Origin of the sequence: Butyrivibrio sp., assembly GCF_017940685.1 — a bacterium.
Classification (GTDB): Bacteria; Bacillota; Clostridia; order Lachnospirales; family Lachnospiraceae; genus Butyrivibrio.
The window spans coordinates 12,661-28,229 of record NZ_JAGAYD010000115.1; the positions used below are offsets into that span (position 1 = coordinate 12,661).

General features: G+C 37.1%; 16 protein-coding genes. 4 read left to right on the forward strand and 12 right to left on the reverse strand.

The genetic code is table 11. From position 1 onward, the window contains the following. Positions 1 to 3: 3 nt before the first annotated feature. The 12 genes from serS to rpmH all read right to left on the reverse strand — a co-directional run bounded on the left by serS (position 4) and on the right by rpmH (position 10,886). Positions 4 to 1,293 (reverse strand): serine--tRNA ligase, encoded by a 1,290-nt coding sequence (gene serS / locus J6I68_RS07195; protein ID WP_292218962.1) that lies wholly within the window; start codon positions 1,291 to 1,293, stop codon positions 4 to 6. A gap of 50 nt (positions 1,294 to 1,343) precedes the next feature. Then, the gene (locus tag J6I68_RS07200) at positions 1,344 to 1,868 is read right to left on the reverse strand and encodes a DUF4446 family protein (RefSeq protein ID WP_292218965.1); all 525 of its coding nucleotides are present in this window, start codon (positions 1,866 to 1,868) and stop codon (positions 1,344 to 1,346) included. A gap of 15 nt (positions 1,869 to 1,883) precedes the next feature. Continuing rightward, a complete protein-coding gene (locus J6I68_RS07205) occupies positions 1,884 to 2,795 on the reverse strand; it encodes a ParB/RepB/Spo0J family partition protein (RefSeq protein WP_292218966.1) in 912 nt (303 codons plus the stop codon). Between the two features lie 18 nt (positions 2,796 to 2,813). After that, on the reverse strand, positions 2,814 to 3,578 hold the full coding sequence (locus J6I68_RS07210; protein ID WP_292218967.1) for a ParA family protein: 765 nt from the start codon (positions 3,576 to 3,578) through the stop codon (positions 2,814 to 2,816). A gap of 269 nt (positions 3,579 to 3,847) precedes the next feature. Further along, positions 3,848 to 4,588 (reverse strand): 16S rRNA (guanine(527)-N(7))-methyltransferase RsmG, encoded by a 741-nt coding sequence (gene rsmG / locus J6I68_RS07215; protein ID WP_292218968.1) that lies wholly within the window; start codon positions 4,586 to 4,588, stop codon positions 3,848 to 3,850. Next, positions 4,578 to 6,509, reverse strand: coding sequence for a tRNA uridine-5-carboxymethylaminomethyl(34) synthesis enzyme MnmG (mnmG, locus tag J6I68_RS07220; RefSeq protein ID WP_292218970.1), 1,932 nt, complete (start codon positions 6,507 to 6,509; stop codon positions 4,578 to 4,580). Before mnmG ends, rsmG begins: the two co-directional genes overlap by 11 nt. Positions 6,510 to 6,512: 3 nt before the next feature. After that, positions 6,513 to 7,934: a tRNA uridine-5-carboxymethylaminomethyl(34) synthesis GTPase MnmE gene (gene mnmE, locus J6I68_RS07225; protein ID WP_292218972.1), complete on the reverse strand. Its 1,422-nt coding sequence runs from the start codon at positions 7,932 to 7,934 to the stop codon at positions 6,513 to 6,515. A gap of 58 nt (positions 7,935 to 7,992) precedes the next feature. After that, positions 7,993 to 8,748: an RNA-binding cell elongation regulator Jag/EloR gene (gene jag / locus J6I68_RS07230; RefSeq protein ID WP_292218973.1), complete on the reverse strand. Its 756-nt coding sequence runs from the start codon at positions 8,746 to 8,748 to the stop codon at positions 7,993 to 7,995. A gap of 22 nt (positions 8,749 to 8,770) precedes the next feature. Continuing rightward, the gene (locus J6I68_RS07235; protein ID WP_292218978.1) at positions 8,771 to 10,081 is read right to left on the reverse strand and encodes a YidC/Oxa1 family membrane protein insertase; all 1,311 of its coding nucleotides are present in this window, start codon (positions 10,079 to 10,081) and stop codon (positions 8,771 to 8,773) included. A 38-nt stretch (positions 10,082 to 10,119) separates the two neighbouring features. Beyond that, positions 10,120 to 10,329 carry a membrane protein insertion efficiency factor YidD gene (gene yidD, locus J6I68_RS07240; RefSeq protein WP_292203880.1) on the reverse strand — a complete coding sequence of 70 codons (210 nt, stop codon included), beginning with the start codon at positions 10,327 to 10,329 and terminating at the stop codon, positions 10,120 to 10,122. Position 10,330: 1 nt separating this feature from the next. Then, positions 10,331 to 10,678, reverse strand: a complete 348-nt coding sequence (gene rnpA / locus J6I68_RS07245) for a ribonuclease P protein component (RefSeq protein WP_292218980.1) — start codon at positions 10,676 to 10,678, stop codon at positions 10,331 to 10,333. A 73-nt stretch (positions 10,679 to 10,751) separates the two neighbouring features. Next, a complete protein-coding gene (gene rpmH, locus J6I68_RS07250) occupies positions 10,752 to 10,886 on the reverse strand; it encodes a 50S ribosomal protein L34 (RefSeq protein ID WP_013282343.1) in 135 nt (44 codons plus the stop codon). Between the two features lie 545 nt (positions 10,887 to 11,431). On the opposite strand from rpmH, the gene dnaA reads away from it, so the two are divergent. The 4 genes from dnaA to recF all read left to right on the forward strand — a co-directional run bounded on the left by dnaA (position 11,432) and on the right by recF (position 15,569). Continuing rightward, positions 11,432 to 12,832: a chromosomal replication initiator protein DnaA gene (gene dnaA, locus J6I68_RS07255; RefSeq protein ID WP_292218982.1), complete on the forward strand. Its 1,401-nt coding sequence runs from the start codon at positions 11,432 to 11,434 to the stop codon at positions 12,830 to 12,832. 300 nt (positions 12,833 to 13,132) lie between these two features. Continuing rightward, complete coding sequence (gene dnaN / locus J6I68_RS07260) at positions 13,133 to 14,242, forward strand: DNA polymerase III subunit beta (protein ID WP_292218985.1); 1,110 nt, start codon at positions 13,133 to 13,135, stop codon at positions 14,240 to 14,242. A gap of 11 nt (positions 14,243 to 14,253) precedes the next feature. Continuing rightward, positions 14,254 to 14,469: an RNA-binding S4 domain-containing protein gene (locus J6I68_RS07265; RefSeq protein WP_120741362.1), complete on the forward strand. Its 216-nt coding sequence runs from the start codon at positions 14,254 to 14,256 to the stop codon at positions 14,467 to 14,469. Continuing rightward, positions 14,466 to 15,569, forward strand: coding sequence for a DNA replication/repair protein RecF (gene recF, locus J6I68_RS07270; RefSeq protein ID WP_292218986.1), 1,104 nt, complete (start codon positions 14,466 to 14,468; stop codon positions 15,567 to 15,569). Before J6I68_RS07265 ends, recF begins: the two co-directional genes overlap by 4 nt.

Here is a 15,569-nt window from a genome sequence, read left to right on the forward strand (position 1 = left end):
TTATTACTTCTTATTTGGGATGAGAACTTCCTTTCCTCCCATGTATGGGCGAAGAACCTCAGGGATCTTAACTGATCCGTCGGCCTGAAGGTTGTTCTCAAGGAATGCGATAAGCATTCTTGGTGGAGCAACAACAGTGTTGTTAAGTGTATGAGCAAGATAGTTACCATCCTTGCCCTTGATCCTGATCTTAAGTCTTCTAGCCTGAGCATCTCCAAGGTTAGAGCAGCTGCCAACTTCGAAGTACTTCTTCTGTCTTGGTGACCAAGCCTCTACGTCGCAGCTCTTGCACTTAAGATCTGCAAGGTCTCCTGAGCAGCACTCAAGAGTTCTAACTGGAATATCAAGGGATCTAAACAGATCGACTGTATTCTGCCAGAGCTTGTCATACCAGGTCTTAGAATCTTCTGGCTTACAGATAACTACCATCTCCTGCTTCTCGAACTGATGGATACGGTAAACACCTCTCTCCTCAATTCCATGAGCACCTTTCTCTTTTCTAAAGCAAGGTGAATAGCTGGTAAGCGTAAGAGGCATCTGCTCCTCAGGAATGATCTGGTCGATGAACTTACCGATCATTGAATGCTCAGAAGTTCCGATGAGGTAAAGATCCTCACCCTCAATCTTGTACATCATAGCTTCCATCTCAGGAAAACTCATAACACCTGCTACAACATTTCCATGGATCATGAAAGGTGGTACGCAGTATGTAAATCCTCTGTCAATCATGAAGTCTCTTGCATAGCTGATAACAGCTGAGTGAAGTCTTGCGATGTCGCCCATGAGGTAGTAGAATCCATTACCTGCAACTCTTCTTGCTGCATCAAGATCGATTCCAGCAAAGCTCTCCATGATATCTGTGTGATAAGGGATCTCAAAGTCAGGAACAACTGGATCTCCATATTTCTGGATCTCAACATTTTCTGAATCATCTTTTCCGATAGGAACTGACTCATCGATGATCTGTGGAATGATCATCATCTTTCCTGTTACCTGCTCATCAAGCTCCTTCTGCTTTGCTTCAAGAGCTTCAAGCTCAGCAGCCTCTTTTGCAACTTCATCCTTAAGTGCCATGGCCTCATCTTTTTTGCCCTGGCCCATCAAAGCACCAATTTCCTTAGAAATCTTATTTCTATGAGCACGGATCTCATCAGCCTTCTGCTGATTGCTTCTTCTCTCCTCGTCAAGCTTTATCACTTCGTCTACAAGTGGAAGCTTCTCGTCCTGGAATTTTTTCTTGATGTTCTCCCTAACTGCGTCAGGATTCTCTCTTAAGAATTTAATGTCGATCATTGTGATCTCCTCCAACTTAATATATTTTAATCAATTAAATTTTATACCTTTTATCTTCTGTTTGTGCTTTCCAGCGCCTTATCCAGTGCTTTCTTTTCTTCTCCAGACAGTTCTACGTCTGCAACTCCTGCATTTATATCTTTTGCATAAGAGTAGTTGAGGCCATCTGTGCTATGTACTGAATTAAGTAAAAATCCATTATCATTCTCATCCAGCATACACAGAGCAAAGCTAAGTTTTCCTCCGCTCTGATTGAAAGCATCATACTTCTCAAGACCAATCTTCTGGAAAGTGTTATTCATACGTCTGTTGATGTCGATGATGTCTTTTCTGTTTTTATCGTTCTCGGCCCTTATCATTCTGTTGTCATGGAAGAGACCAACTATCTCATCCTCAAGGGAAGATGCTTCTTTTCCCTTCATGAACTTATTGTACTTCTTCTCAAGTTTTCTGAACTTAGCGTTAGTGACAATGAAAAGTACAAAAAGAACTATTACAAGAACAACTAATGCGATGAATAATATTCCAGGATCAAGACTCCCCAGTCCTATTGCAGAAAAAATATTGCTGTTCATTTCTCCCCCTGACGATTACTCTTTACATAATCTGTTTATTATCTTTTCAAGATCATCGTTATTATAAAACTCGATCTGGATGACGCCTACTCCATCGCCCTTAGAGGTAACCTCTACTTTTGTGCCAAGAGCCTGCTTGCACTTTTCAGATACGTCTGCATATACAGCGTCGATACTTGGGTTGGCCTTGGTCTGAGTTTTCTTCTTTGTCGTTTTGCCAAGATTCTTTACAAGCTTTTCAGTTTCACGAACGCTAAGGTTACTATCAAATACCTGCTGAGCAATCTCTTCCTGATCAGCTTCATTTGTTATGGACAAAAGAGCTCTCGCATGTCCTGCGGTAAGCATTTCTCCAATTACCATATCCTGAACTTTCTTGGTAAGCTTCAAAAGTCTCATGGAGTTTGTAACATATACACGGCTCTTGGAAATCTTCTCAGCTACCTGGTCCTGTGTATAACCATGATTATCAATGAGCTGTTTAAAAGCAAAAGCTTCTTCAATAGGATTGATACCTACACGCTGCAGGTTTTCGATGATGGCTATTTCAGCAATTTCTTCATCAGTAAGATTCTTTACTACTGCAGGAACTTCCTTAAGTCCTGCCTTTCTTGCTGCTCTCCATCTTCTCTCACCTGCTACGATCATGTACATTCCATTTCTCTTGGTTACAAGAAGCGGTGTAATGATTCCGTGCTGTTTGATGGAATCTGCCAGTTCAAGAAGATCATCTTCATTAAATGTCTTTCTTGGCTGATCCTTGTTTGGTTCAACTTCTGTTATCTTTAAGTTCTGTACCTGTCCATCTGCTGGCTTAGCCTTGCTGGATGATACTTCCTCATCTTCTCTTTTTGTTGTTGGGATCTTAGCTGGGATTATAGAATCAAGCCCTTTTCCAAGTCCTCTCTTTGCGCTCTTAGCTGCCATTATATCCTCCGGATGCTATTAAAATTTTCTATCTATAACTTCTGCTGCAAGAAGTCTATATGCCTCTGCACCTGCTGACTTTGGTTCATACAGGTTAATGGGCATTCCATAACTTGGTGCTTCTGCAAGACGAATATTTCTTGGGATGATTGTCTTATATACGTTCTCTTCAATATGTTCTTTTACATTCTCTACTACCTGAAGAGAAAGATTTGTTCTCGAATCAAACATTGTGAAAACTACACCTTCCATTTCCAGATCTGGATTAAGTCTGTCCTTCACAAGATTGACTGTGTGAACTAACTGGCTAAGTCCCTCAAGAGCATAATACTCACACTGTATTGGAACAAGCACTGTATTAGCTGTAGTCATAGCATTGACTGTCAACATACTAAGAGATGGTGGACAGTCAATTATTATAAAATCATAATTATCTTTTACACTGCTGATTGCATTCTTAAGAATAAATTCCTTGTCATCTGCATCGATAAGTTCTATCTCTACAGCTGCAAGATTTACATTTGATGGAATGATATCTACATTCTCACATACATCTTTTGTGATCGCTTCATCTGTAGTTATCTCTCCAATGAGCAGTTCATAGATGGTATTTTCAAGTTCGTTTTTATCAAGTCCCAGGCCACTGGTTGTATTACCCTGTGGATCAGTATCAATAACAAGAACCTTCTTTCCTTTTTCACCAAGAGCTGCTGAAAGATTGATAGAAGTTGTGGTCTTACCTACTCCACCCTTCTGGTTTGCTATCGCAATTACTCTTCCCATATTTCCTCCACTTTACTCAAAACGCTATATTGATTGTATCACAATTTATAATCTATAGAATAAAATAACTTATATTTTTACCCTGGTACTAGATATAGGGATTCAAATTTGTTTCACTAAAATATACAATTATAATCTTTAAAAATGTTTCACGTGAAACTTCCACAATATCTTGGGTATAAATGTTTCACGTGAAACAATTATTTGTATAACAAATTGTTCTGAATTTGAATGTTTCACGTGAAACAAAAAAATCTATAAATCAATATTTAGGATAATGGTTGCTTAGATGGTGTACCAGCTTTGCGAGGATATTTTTTAGATGTAGCTTCAACCTTATCAACTATACAGATAGTTCTGCTTACATCTGAGTCTGGTAAAAGAAATTCTTCTGAAGATACAAGCTTTCCTCCCAGAAGATGAAGTGCACCTTTCGCAGCCTTAAGTTCATCCTGAGCTTTCTCACTCTTATAAGCGATGAACTTACCACCTACCTTTACATATGGAAGACAATACTCAGATAAGGTAGACATATTTGCTACTGCTCTTGATACTGCAATGTCAAAACTCTCTCTTAGTGTTCCCTGTTTAGGAGCGCAATGATCTTCCGCCCTACCATGAATTGTCTTAATAGAGCCTTGATCATTTAGTGATAACTCATCAATAACTTCATTTAAAAAATTCAGCCTCTTGTTAAGTGAATCCAAAAGAATAACATTTAGATTTGGAAATACTATCTTAAGTGGTATACCTGGAAAGCCGGCTCCTGTTCCAATATCTATAAGAGAATAATCTGATGATGTAAAATCAAAATACTTATAACTGGATATGCTATCTACAAAATGAAGTTTGCATACATCATCAAACTCAGTAATTGCTGTAAGGTTCATAACCTGATTCCACTTGATCAGTAGTTCAAAATATTTATCAAACTGCTGAAGCTGTTTATCAGATAGTTCTATACCAAGAGAAGAAAAATCTTTTATCATCTGTTCATATTTAGTTCTCATTGGATTGTCCTCTTCTTAATGAATCAAGGTAAATAACAAGTACTGTAATATCTGCAGGATTAACTCCACCTATCCTTGAAGCTTGTCCAATATTTGTTGGTCTGAACTTTTCAAGTTTCTGTCTTGCTTCAAGTCTTAAACTAGATACGTCTCCATAATCAATATCAGCTGGTATTAATTTCTTTTCAAGCTTTTTAAACTGCTCTACCTGACGGAGCTGTCTATTAATATAGCCTTCATATCTTATAGTAATTTCTACCTGCTGCTTAACAGACTCTGGAAGTTCTTCTCTATCAGGATCGATCTCAGCAATATTATCATAGTTAAACTCAGGTCTACAGATAAGTTCTGCCAAGGATGTAGCAGTCTTAAGTGGAGTTGAATCATTCTTTTCCATGAATGATTGTATGATAGGATTAGCTCCAACCTTAGTATTTTTAAGTCGCTGAACTTCTTTATCAATAAGTGTCTGCTTATTTAAAAGAGCATCATACTTTTCCTGACTGATAAGTCCTACCTCGTATCCTTTTGCCCTAAGTCTAAGGTCCGCATTATCCTGTCTGAGAAGGAGTCTGTATTCAGCACGGGATGTCATCATCCTATAAGGCTCAAGATTTTCTTTTGTTACAAGGTCATCAACCAGAACTCCAATATATCCCTCAGACCTGTCTATTGATAAAGGCTCTTTTCCAAAAATTTCCATGGCAGCATTAACACCAGCATATAATCCTTGAGCTGCTGCTTCTTCATAACCACTGCTACCATTAAACTGTCCAGCAGAAAATAGACCATGTATCTTTTTAAGCTCCAAATTAGGATGAAGCTGACCAGGACAAAGGCAGTCATACTCAATAGCATAAGCACTCTTTACGATCCTGCAATTTTCAAGACCAGGAACTGTTCGATACATAGCAATCTGAACATCCTCTGGAAGAGATGAACTCATTCCATCTATGTACATCTCATTTGTAAAGGTACCTTCAGGTTCAACAAATACCTGATGTCTCTCATGATCAGGGAATTTAACAACCTTATCCTCAATAGATGGACAATATCTAGGACCAACACCTTCGATAATACCTGCATATATAGGTGATCTATCTATGTTATTTCGTATTATTTCATGTGTCTTTTCGTTAGTATATGTCAGCCAACATGATACCTGTGGTCTTTGTACATCTTTAGGATCAGTATCAAAAGAAAAAGGAATAACCGGATCATCACCAAACTGCTCGGTCATTTTTGAATAGTCCAAAGTCTTTCCATCCATTCTTGCTGGTGTTCCAGTTTTAAATCTTCTAAGTTCTATTCCTGCTCTTAGTAGTGATTCTGATAAAAGGTTTGAAGGCTGAAGTCCATTTGGTCCGCTATAGGTTATTGCTTCTCCTGTTAGACATCTGCTCTTAAGGTAGGTTCCAGTACAAAGGATAACTGCCTTAGCCTCATATATGATTCCTGAAAAAATCTTTACGCCAGTGATCCTTCTTTCATATCCCTGACTTTTCAATTTTTCATCAGTGATGTCCTCATATAAAAGTTCAGAAACTTCAGCCTGCTTTACGGTAAGATGGTCCTGAGCTTCAAGAATTCTTTTCATCTCTTTTGAATATTCCATCTTATCAGCCTGGCAGCGAAGTGAATGTACAGCAGGACCTTTGGAAGTATTGAGCATCTTGGACTGCAAAAAAGTCTTATCTATTACTTTTCCCATCTCTCCGCCAAGAGCATCGATTTCCCTTACCAGATGTCCCTTTGATGATCCACCGATATGTGGATTACAAGGCATAAAAGCAATGTTGTCAGCACTCATTGTAAATATATAAGTATCCAGACCAAGTCTGCTACATGCAAGAGCAGCTTCGCAACCAGCATGTCCAGCACCAACAATTGCTACATCAATTTTTTCTCTAACTTCAACCATAAATCATTTACCCATACAGAACTTTGAAAAAATCTCTTCGACCAGATCATCTCCTACTTCCTGACCGATGATCTCTCCGAGAGAAGAATATGCATTGCTAAGATCAATAGTATAAAAATCTTCCGAAAGATCTTTTTCAATACTATCAACTACAAGTTTTAAACTATCAAGTGCTTCTTCAAATAATTTCTTGTGACGAAGGTTTGTAATATAGGTTTCCTGCTTGGGCGCAAGCTCTCCATTAAAGAAAATGTCAGTAATGGCGTGCTTTAGCTCATCCAAACCCTCTCTATTCAATAAAGAAGTTGTGATGATAGGAAAATCTATGCTATTACAATCTGAAAACAGCATAGGAAGGATATCTTTTGATATTTTAATATCTGGTGTCAGATCATTTTTATTTAAAATAACAATAGTCTTCTTGCCTTCGCATAGTTTAAAGATATCTTTGTCGATTTCTTCAACATCAGATGTAGAGTCCAGAACATAGAGACAAAGATCAGCTTCAGCAATTTTTTCTTTTGCTCTGTCTACACCAATCTTCTCAATAAGATCTTCTGTCTCTCTTATTCCAGCAGTATCTATTAGATTAAGAACAATATCATCAAGACGAACTGTTTCTTCAATTACATCTCTGGTTGTTCCAGCAATGTCTGTAACAATTGCCCTGTCACTTCCAGAGAGCGCATTTAATAAAGATGACTTACCAGCATTAGGCTTTCCGATAATAACAGTTTTTATACCATCTTTTCTTATGATGCCTTCATCTGCTGAACTAAGAAGCTTTGATATTTTATCTATCATTGGAAGGATCTTACTTTTCAGCTCAGAAGAAAAACCAGTAAGATCATAGTTTTCCGGATCATCCAGAGCTGATTCGATATACGCCATCTCATATAAGATTTCTTTTCTTAGAGAAACGACCTCATCATATATGTTTCCTGAAAGCTGTGCTCTTGAACTTTCAAGTGCAAAAGAGCTCTGAGCTTCGATGATGTCCATGACAGCTTCAGCTTTTGTCAAATCAATCCTGCCATTTAAAAAAGCTCTCTTAGTAAACTCTCCTGGTTCAGCAAGTCTGCAACCATTTTTTAAAAGAAGAGATAAGACTTCATTCATTACCAGCATTCCGCCGTGGGAATTGATCTCAATCACATCTTCACAGGTATATGAGTGAGGAGCTTTCATAAAAGAGATCATAACTTCATCAACAATCCTGTCACCATCAACTATATATCCATATCTTATGGTGTTTGGTTCGTGACTTGTTAAATCTCTTTCCTTCTTTCCGGAAATATAGAGTTTGTCACAAATTGAAACTGCTTCCTTACCACTTACTCTGATGATACCAATACCAGCATCAGTCATGGCAGTTGCGATAGCACATATTGTGTCATCATTAAAACTTCTAAGTACGTTACCCATAGTATTTTTACCTAAACAAAACCCCTCAAGACAAATCTCGAGGGGTATCTAGTTAAGATTATTTCTTTAAAGTAACAACTACTCTTCTGAAAGGCTCATCACCTTCACTGTGAGTTGTAACATATCTGTCGTTCTGAAGAGCTGAGTGAATGATCCTTCTCTCATAAGGATTCATTGGCTCAAGAGCAACTGACTGTCTTGTCTTCTTAACCTTAATTGAAATATTCTTAGCAAGGTTCTCAAGAGTAGCTTTTCTTCTTTCACGATAATTCTCTGTATCAACTTTTACGTGGATATAATCCTGAACATCTCTGTTGACTACCAGTGAAATGAGATACTGAAGTGAATCAAGAGTCTGTCCTCTCTTTCCGATAAGGACACCCATCTCTGCTCCGCTAAGTTCAACATCGAGAATGTTCTCAGAAGCATTGAACTTGGTATCTACCTTTACTTCCATCTTCATGGCATCGAAGACTTCTTTTAAGAAAGCGTTTGCTTTTGCGATAAGTTCATCGCCATTTACATCTGACTTCTTAACTTCTTCTTTCTTATCTTCCTTAACTACTTCTTTTGTTTCTTTCTTAACTTCGCTCTTTACTTCCTTAGGTGCTGGAACTTCTTCCTGTACAGGTTCAGCATTTTCTTCCTTGATCCTAGCCTTGATCACAGCAGGCTTACTTGCAATTCCTAAGAATCCTGAAGAACCATTTGAGATAACTTCATAATCAAGTCTGTCGCTTGTTACCATAAGTGTTTCACAAGCTTCAGTTATAGCATCATCCACATTTTTTGCGGAAAATTCCTGGTATTCCATATTTCCTCCTCACAAAGGTTACTTATTTTGTATTTTGTTCGTTAAACTCTTTTACCATGTTTGCTTTTGCTAAAAGAGAATCTTTTCTGATGTTCTTGTTTGCGTAAACATCCTGTGCTTTCTTAAGCTGTTTTTCTTTCTCAGCTTCGCTTATAGAAGAATTCTTAACAGTATTAAGATCACCACTTCTTGTTGAAAGATTAGCATAAAGGTTCATCTGCTTGGTAGACTTCTGTTTTTCAAGCTTCTCTTTATACTTAGCTGTGTTCTTGGCAATCTCAGCGTCGATGTCGATCTTATCAATATGTCTGTTGATAACAATCTGCTGTATTGATCTTACTACAGCACCTGCAATCCAGTAGATACCCATACCTGCAGGAAGACTTAAACAGAAAACTGCTGACATGATAGGCATCATGAGGTTCATTGTCTTCATTGACTGCTGCATCTGAGCTGTTGGATCATTAGGATCAACCTTGCCATTATCGTTTGCAGCCTGTGGCATGAGCTTTACATTGATCCACTGTGTAAGAGCTGCAAGCAAAGGAACAATAACTCCTCCGATAAGAAGAAGGAAATTCTTGTCAGCAAATGCAGTCTTCATTGTATACATAGGTGTATCACCAATGTTAAGACCAAGGAAATTGTTAAATCTAAGAAGTGCTGTGTGTGTGTTCTCAATTGATGCTGTCAGTGAAGGGAACTGAGCTGTTAAGCTGCTCCAATCTGCAGATGAAGCCTTGTTGAGAACATCAATAAATGTGTTCTTGATGTAAGTAGTATCACCAGCAGTAAAAGCTGCATCTGTGAACTGCTTTTTAAACTGACTGGCACTTGAAAGATTCTGCAAAAATTCTGCAGCTCCGCTTGTACCCATAAGATCCTCTACAAGTGGAGAAAAAGAATCTCTTACAATATTAACATAAGCAGGAATTGAATAGATAACACGGTAAAGAGCAAAGAGGATGGGCATCTGAATGAGAAGCTGAAGACAGCTACCAGTCTGAGATACACCATATTTAGCATAGACCTCTTTTGTTTCCTGCTGCATAGCAAGCATGGAGTCGTTATCTTTCTTTCCCTTATACTTGTCCTGAATAGCTTTAAGTTCAGGACTCATCTTGCTCTGAAGCTTAGAAAACTTCTGCTGCTTGTATGTCAAAGGCAACAGACATAAATAAATTACAATAGTGAAAATGATGATAGCAAGACCAATGTTTGGAATACCGATAGCATTTAAAACATTGAAAATGCCATTCATAAGATGACCGAGCAGCCAGGCTACTGGTCCAACAATTCTACCCTGATACTGGGTAAGTAAAACTCCCGTCAAAATATACCTCCTCGAATCAGATACTAATTACCCGAAATTTATGGGACCGGATCATAACCACCACTTGAAAATGGATTACACCTAAGTATCCTCCATGCAGCAAGTAGTCCCCCTTTAATGGCTCCATACTTTTCTATTGCTTCCAGTCCATACTCAGAACAAGTTGGTATGTATGGACACTTTGTTCTCTTTAATGGAGAAATGTACTTCCTATAAAGCTTGATCAAAAAAATTAAGATATGTTTCATCTTAAACACCGCCATTTTTTCTTATGCGGGCCTTCCCTGCCAGGCTAAGTAGAGACTCCTCAATATCAAAATATGTGGCGTCCTGCGCACAGGCTCTGGCAACGACTACTATGTCCAAACCACTATTGAACATATCTTCATGTAGTCGGTACGATTCTCGAACAAGTCTTGCAAATCTGTGCCTTACAACACTGTTCCCAACTTTTTTACTACATGAAATCCCCAGCTTGTTACAAGAAGTCCCATTTTCCCACACATACATTACAATAAACTTATTGGCAAAGCTTTTACCCTTCTCATAACAGTTACGGAAATCATTTGTCTTTTTCATTGAATCTGAAAAAAGCATCGTATCATCCTTTATATATAAGGAATAAAAATTATCAAGATGAAAAAAGGTCACATATCTGTGACCTTTAAAATCATGCTGATAATCTCTTTCTTCCCTTAGCTCTTCTAGCAGCAAGAACCTTTCTGCCACCCTTAGTAGCCATTCTAGCTCTGAAACCATGAACTCTGGCTCTCTGAAGCTTATGAGGCTGGAATGTCATCTTCATATTAAAACACCTCCTTCTTGAACAGACTAACCTTCTATTAAAAGGTCCATTAAATGAGATAATGATCTCAAAATTGTCAATTGATTACATCCTGTGTGGAAAAAATCTTTATCATTATAATAGATAAAAAGGGCTTGGTCAAGCCATTAATCCAAGGTTTTTAAATGAAAAAATAATTTATATTTTTTTGAAAAAATAATAACCCACATATAGTAGAGTAAAAAATTATCCACACCAAAATGTTGATTTTGTGGATAACTTGTGAATAATTATTTTTCATTAAAAGATATCCACATTTTTTCTGGATTTTGTGGAAAAAGCTGTACATAAAATGGACTTATTTTTTAAAAAATCCAGTATTTAAGCCATTTGTCATGGTAGATATTTAATGGTGGAAAATAAGTGGTTTTTCCACAACCATAATTATAAATCATTTTTCCACTGATTTTTAAAAAAGTTATCCACAATTTCAGTCTGTTTGATATTTAAGGGCTTTTAATATAAAATAGAAAAAGTCTAAATTTATGCTTTGTTGGGGTTTTTTTATGCAATCATCTAATGAAATCGTTGAAAAATTAAAGGAAAATTGGGAGTCAATCAAGGTTACCATCAAAAATGAAGCTGGTATCACTGACATTTCTTATAAAACCTGGATTGATCCTCTCTCCGTCTATGGTTTTGAGGACAACACTGTAAAAATCCTTATACCTTCAGACAATTCCTTCACACTTACTTATATAGTTAATCACTACGTTGATTTCTTTAAAGTAACGATCTCTGAGTTTTTGGAATCAATGGTGGATGTATCTTTTATTTTAAATAAGGATACTATTAATAATGAAGAAACACATGATGATTTTCCATCAGCAAGTGATGAAACCCAGTCATCTTCTAATATTGTCTACGAACAGGCCAATCTAAATCCAAGATACAGATTTGATACCTTTGTCGTAGGTAGCAACAACAAGTTTGCTCACTCTGCTTCACTGGCTGTTGCTGAGTCACCTGGAATTTCTTATAACCCTCTTTTCTTATATGGAGGACCAGGACTTGGTAAGACTCACCTTATGCATTCAATTGGTCATTTCATTATTGAACACAATCCACGTGCTAAGGTTTTATATGTTACTTCAGAGCAGTTTACAAATGAAGTTATCGAATCCATCAGAAGTTCAAGAGCCGAGAACATGACAAGACTTCGTGAAAAATACAGAACTGTTGATGTTCTTATGGTCGATGACGTTCAGTTTATTATAGGAAAGGATGCAACACAGGAAGAATTTTTCCACACCTTTAATGCTCTTCATCAGGCTGGTAAACAGATAATCCTTTCATCTGATAGACCTCCAAAGGAAATGGAAACTCTTGAAGAGAGATTCAGATCAAGATTCGAGATGGGTCTTATAGCAGATATCCAGTCTCCTGACTATGAAACAAGGGTTGCCATCCTTCGTAAGAACGCTGAGAACTTTGGACGCAGCATTGGCGATGATGTCATTGATTATGTTGCTTCAAACATCAAGTCAAACATCAGAGAGCTTGAAGGAGCTCTTACCAAAATCATTGCACACTCAAGACTTAATAATGTAGAGATTACTTTAGACAACGCCAAAGATGCTCTAAAGGATATCATCTCTCCAGATACTACCAAGATCATTACTCCACAGCTTATCGTTGATACAGTTTGTGAACAGTACGGTATCAAAAAAGATGACGTGGTTTCTAAAAAGAGAAACGCTGAGATTGTTCTACCTCGCCAGGTAATAATGTATCTTTGCAGAGAACATACTGATGCTTCTTTAGAAGAAATTGGAAAACTTCTTGGTAAAAAGGATCACACAACAGTTATGAGCGGAATCAGCAAGATAAAATCAATGATTCCAACAGATGAGGATCTTAACAAAAACTTGGATATCATAGTCAAGAAGTTAAATCCTTCTCTTTGATAAAAGATATTACCCACATATTGTGGATAACTCAGAGTAAAAAAGTGAATTACCAGAGGATTAATTGTTGATTAAGGGTGGATAAGTATTTTCCACCCTTTTTTTAAAAAATTTGGCTTGTTTATAACTTTAAACTTTTCAACATGTAATTTTTTGTTTTCAACAGCTAAAAATTTGTAAAAAAGCCTTTAAAATTGTATAATAGAATAGGTTTTACACTTATCAACATCTATTAATACTGTTTTTATTATTTATTAATAATTATTTTATAGTTACAAACTTGAAGGGAGTATTATCCAAATGAAATTCGTATGCTCTAAGTCTAATCTTGTGAGTGGACTACAGATTGTATCAAAGGCTGTTCCTTCTAAAACAACAATGTCAGTCCTTGAATGTATCCTTGTAGATACAACAGAAGGGATCATTAAGTTTATAGCCAATGATATGGAGCTTGGTATCCAGACCATTGTAGAAGGAAATATTATAGAAAGAGGTTTTGTCGCAATTGATGCCAAGATCTTTGTTGACATTGTAAGGAAGCTTCCTGATAACGAAGTAACTATTGAAGCTGATGCATCCAGCAAAGTTACTATCAGCTGCGAAAAGGCAAAGTTCAACCTCATTGGAAGAAAGGGAGATGACTTTACTTATCTTCCAACTATTGAAAAGATAGACGGAGTAGAGGTTTCTCAGTTTACTCTTAGAAATGTTATTCAGCAGACTATTTTCTCTATTGCAGAAAACGATGCCAACAAGATGATGGGCGGAGAGCTTTTTGAAGTAGATGGAGATAATTTAAAGCTTGTATCCCTTGATGGACACAGAATTTCTATCAGAAAAGTTAAGCTTGGATCAAACTATCCATCAAAGAAGGTAATAGTTCCAGGTAAGACACTGGGAGAGATCAGTAAGATCTTAAGTGACAGCACAGAAAAGCAGGTAAGCATCTATTTTACTGACAAGCATGTTTTATTTGAGTTTGATAAAACAACTGTAGTTTCAAGACTTATTGAAGGTGAATACTTTAGTATCGATCAGATGCTCTCAAGTGATTATGAAACAAAGATGAGCATCAACCGCAAGGAATTCCTTGATTGTATAGACAGAGCAACTCTTCTTGTAAAAGAGGGAGATAAAAAGCCTGTTATCATCTCTGTTACTGATGGAAAGATGGAACTTAAGATCAATTCCACAATCGGAAGTATGGATGAGGAAATTGATATAGAAAAGCAGGGTAAGGATCTTATGATTGGCTTCAATCCTAAGTTTCTTATTGATGCACTCAGAGTAATAGAAGATGAGACTGTAGATATTTATCTTGTTAACCCTAAAGCTCCTTGCTTTATAAGGGACAAGGATTCAACATATATCTACCTTGTACTTCCAGTAAACTTTACAACAGTTGATTAAAAAGGATTTTCATGGAAACAATTAAGCTTAGAGAAACAGATGACTTTATAAAACTTGGACAGGCCCTTAAAAAGGCAGGTCTTGAGGGTTCAGGCGTTGATGCCAAGATGGATATTCAGTCAGGACTTGTAAAAGTAAATGGAGAAATAGAAGAAAGAAGAGGCCGTAAGCTCTACGACGGAGATGTATTTGAGTTTAACGGAACACAGGTAAAAGTAGAGAAATGATAATAAAGTCATTGGAACTGGCCGATTTCAGAAACTATGACAATCTCAAAATAGATTTTAGCAGTGGGACCAATATCCTTTATGGTGATAATGCTCAGGGTAAGACCAATATCCTTGAGGCAATCTATGTTTCTGCGACAACTAAGTCCCACAAGGGCAGCAAAGACAAAGAAATCATAGGATTTGGCAAAGAAGAAGCACATATTAGGACCATTCTTGAAAAAGATGGTGCTGAATATCGAGTAGATATGCACCTTCGAGGAAACAGGTCCAAGGGAATTGCTATTGATGGGCAGAAGATAAAAAGAGCTTCAGACCTGATTGGCATGCTGAATGTGGTATTTTTTTCTCCAGAGGATCTTAGCATCATCAAAAATGGTCCTTCTGAAAGACGCAGATTCATGGATATGGAGCTGTGTCAGTTAGATCAGATATATTTAAACAGCCTTTCTAAATACAATAAACTTGTAGTCGAAAGAAATAAGGTTCTTAAGGATCTGTTCGAACACCCTGAAAACAGTGTACTTCTAGATGTTCAGGACAAACAGCTGTGTGAATATGGATCCATCATCATCAAAGCTAGAGAAAAATTCATCACTGAGCTTAATGAAATAATAAGGCCCATTCATGAGAAACTTACAGGAGGAAAAGAACTGCTGTCTGTTTATTATGAGCCTAATGTGGAACAAGCTGAATTTGAAAAGAAATTATCTTCTTCCAGAAAAAAAGACATCTATGCCAAGCAGACTACAGTTGGACCACATAAAGATGATTTTTCATTTATTGTCAGAAAATCAAGTGAAGATGATGGCATAGACATCAGAAAGTATGGTTCCCAGGGTCAGCAGAGAACAGCATCACTTTCTTTAAAACTATCAGAGATAGAAATAGTTAAAAAATCAAAGAAAGAAAATCCAGTTCTTTTGCTTGATGATGTTTTATCTGAACTTGACAGTAACAGGCAGAACTATCTTTTGAATACCATTGGAAATATTCAGACTATCATCACCTGCACTGGTCTTGATGAATTTGTTAATAACAGATTTGAAATAGATAAACTGTTCCGTGTAACTGATGGAACAGTAAGTAGTGAAAATTAA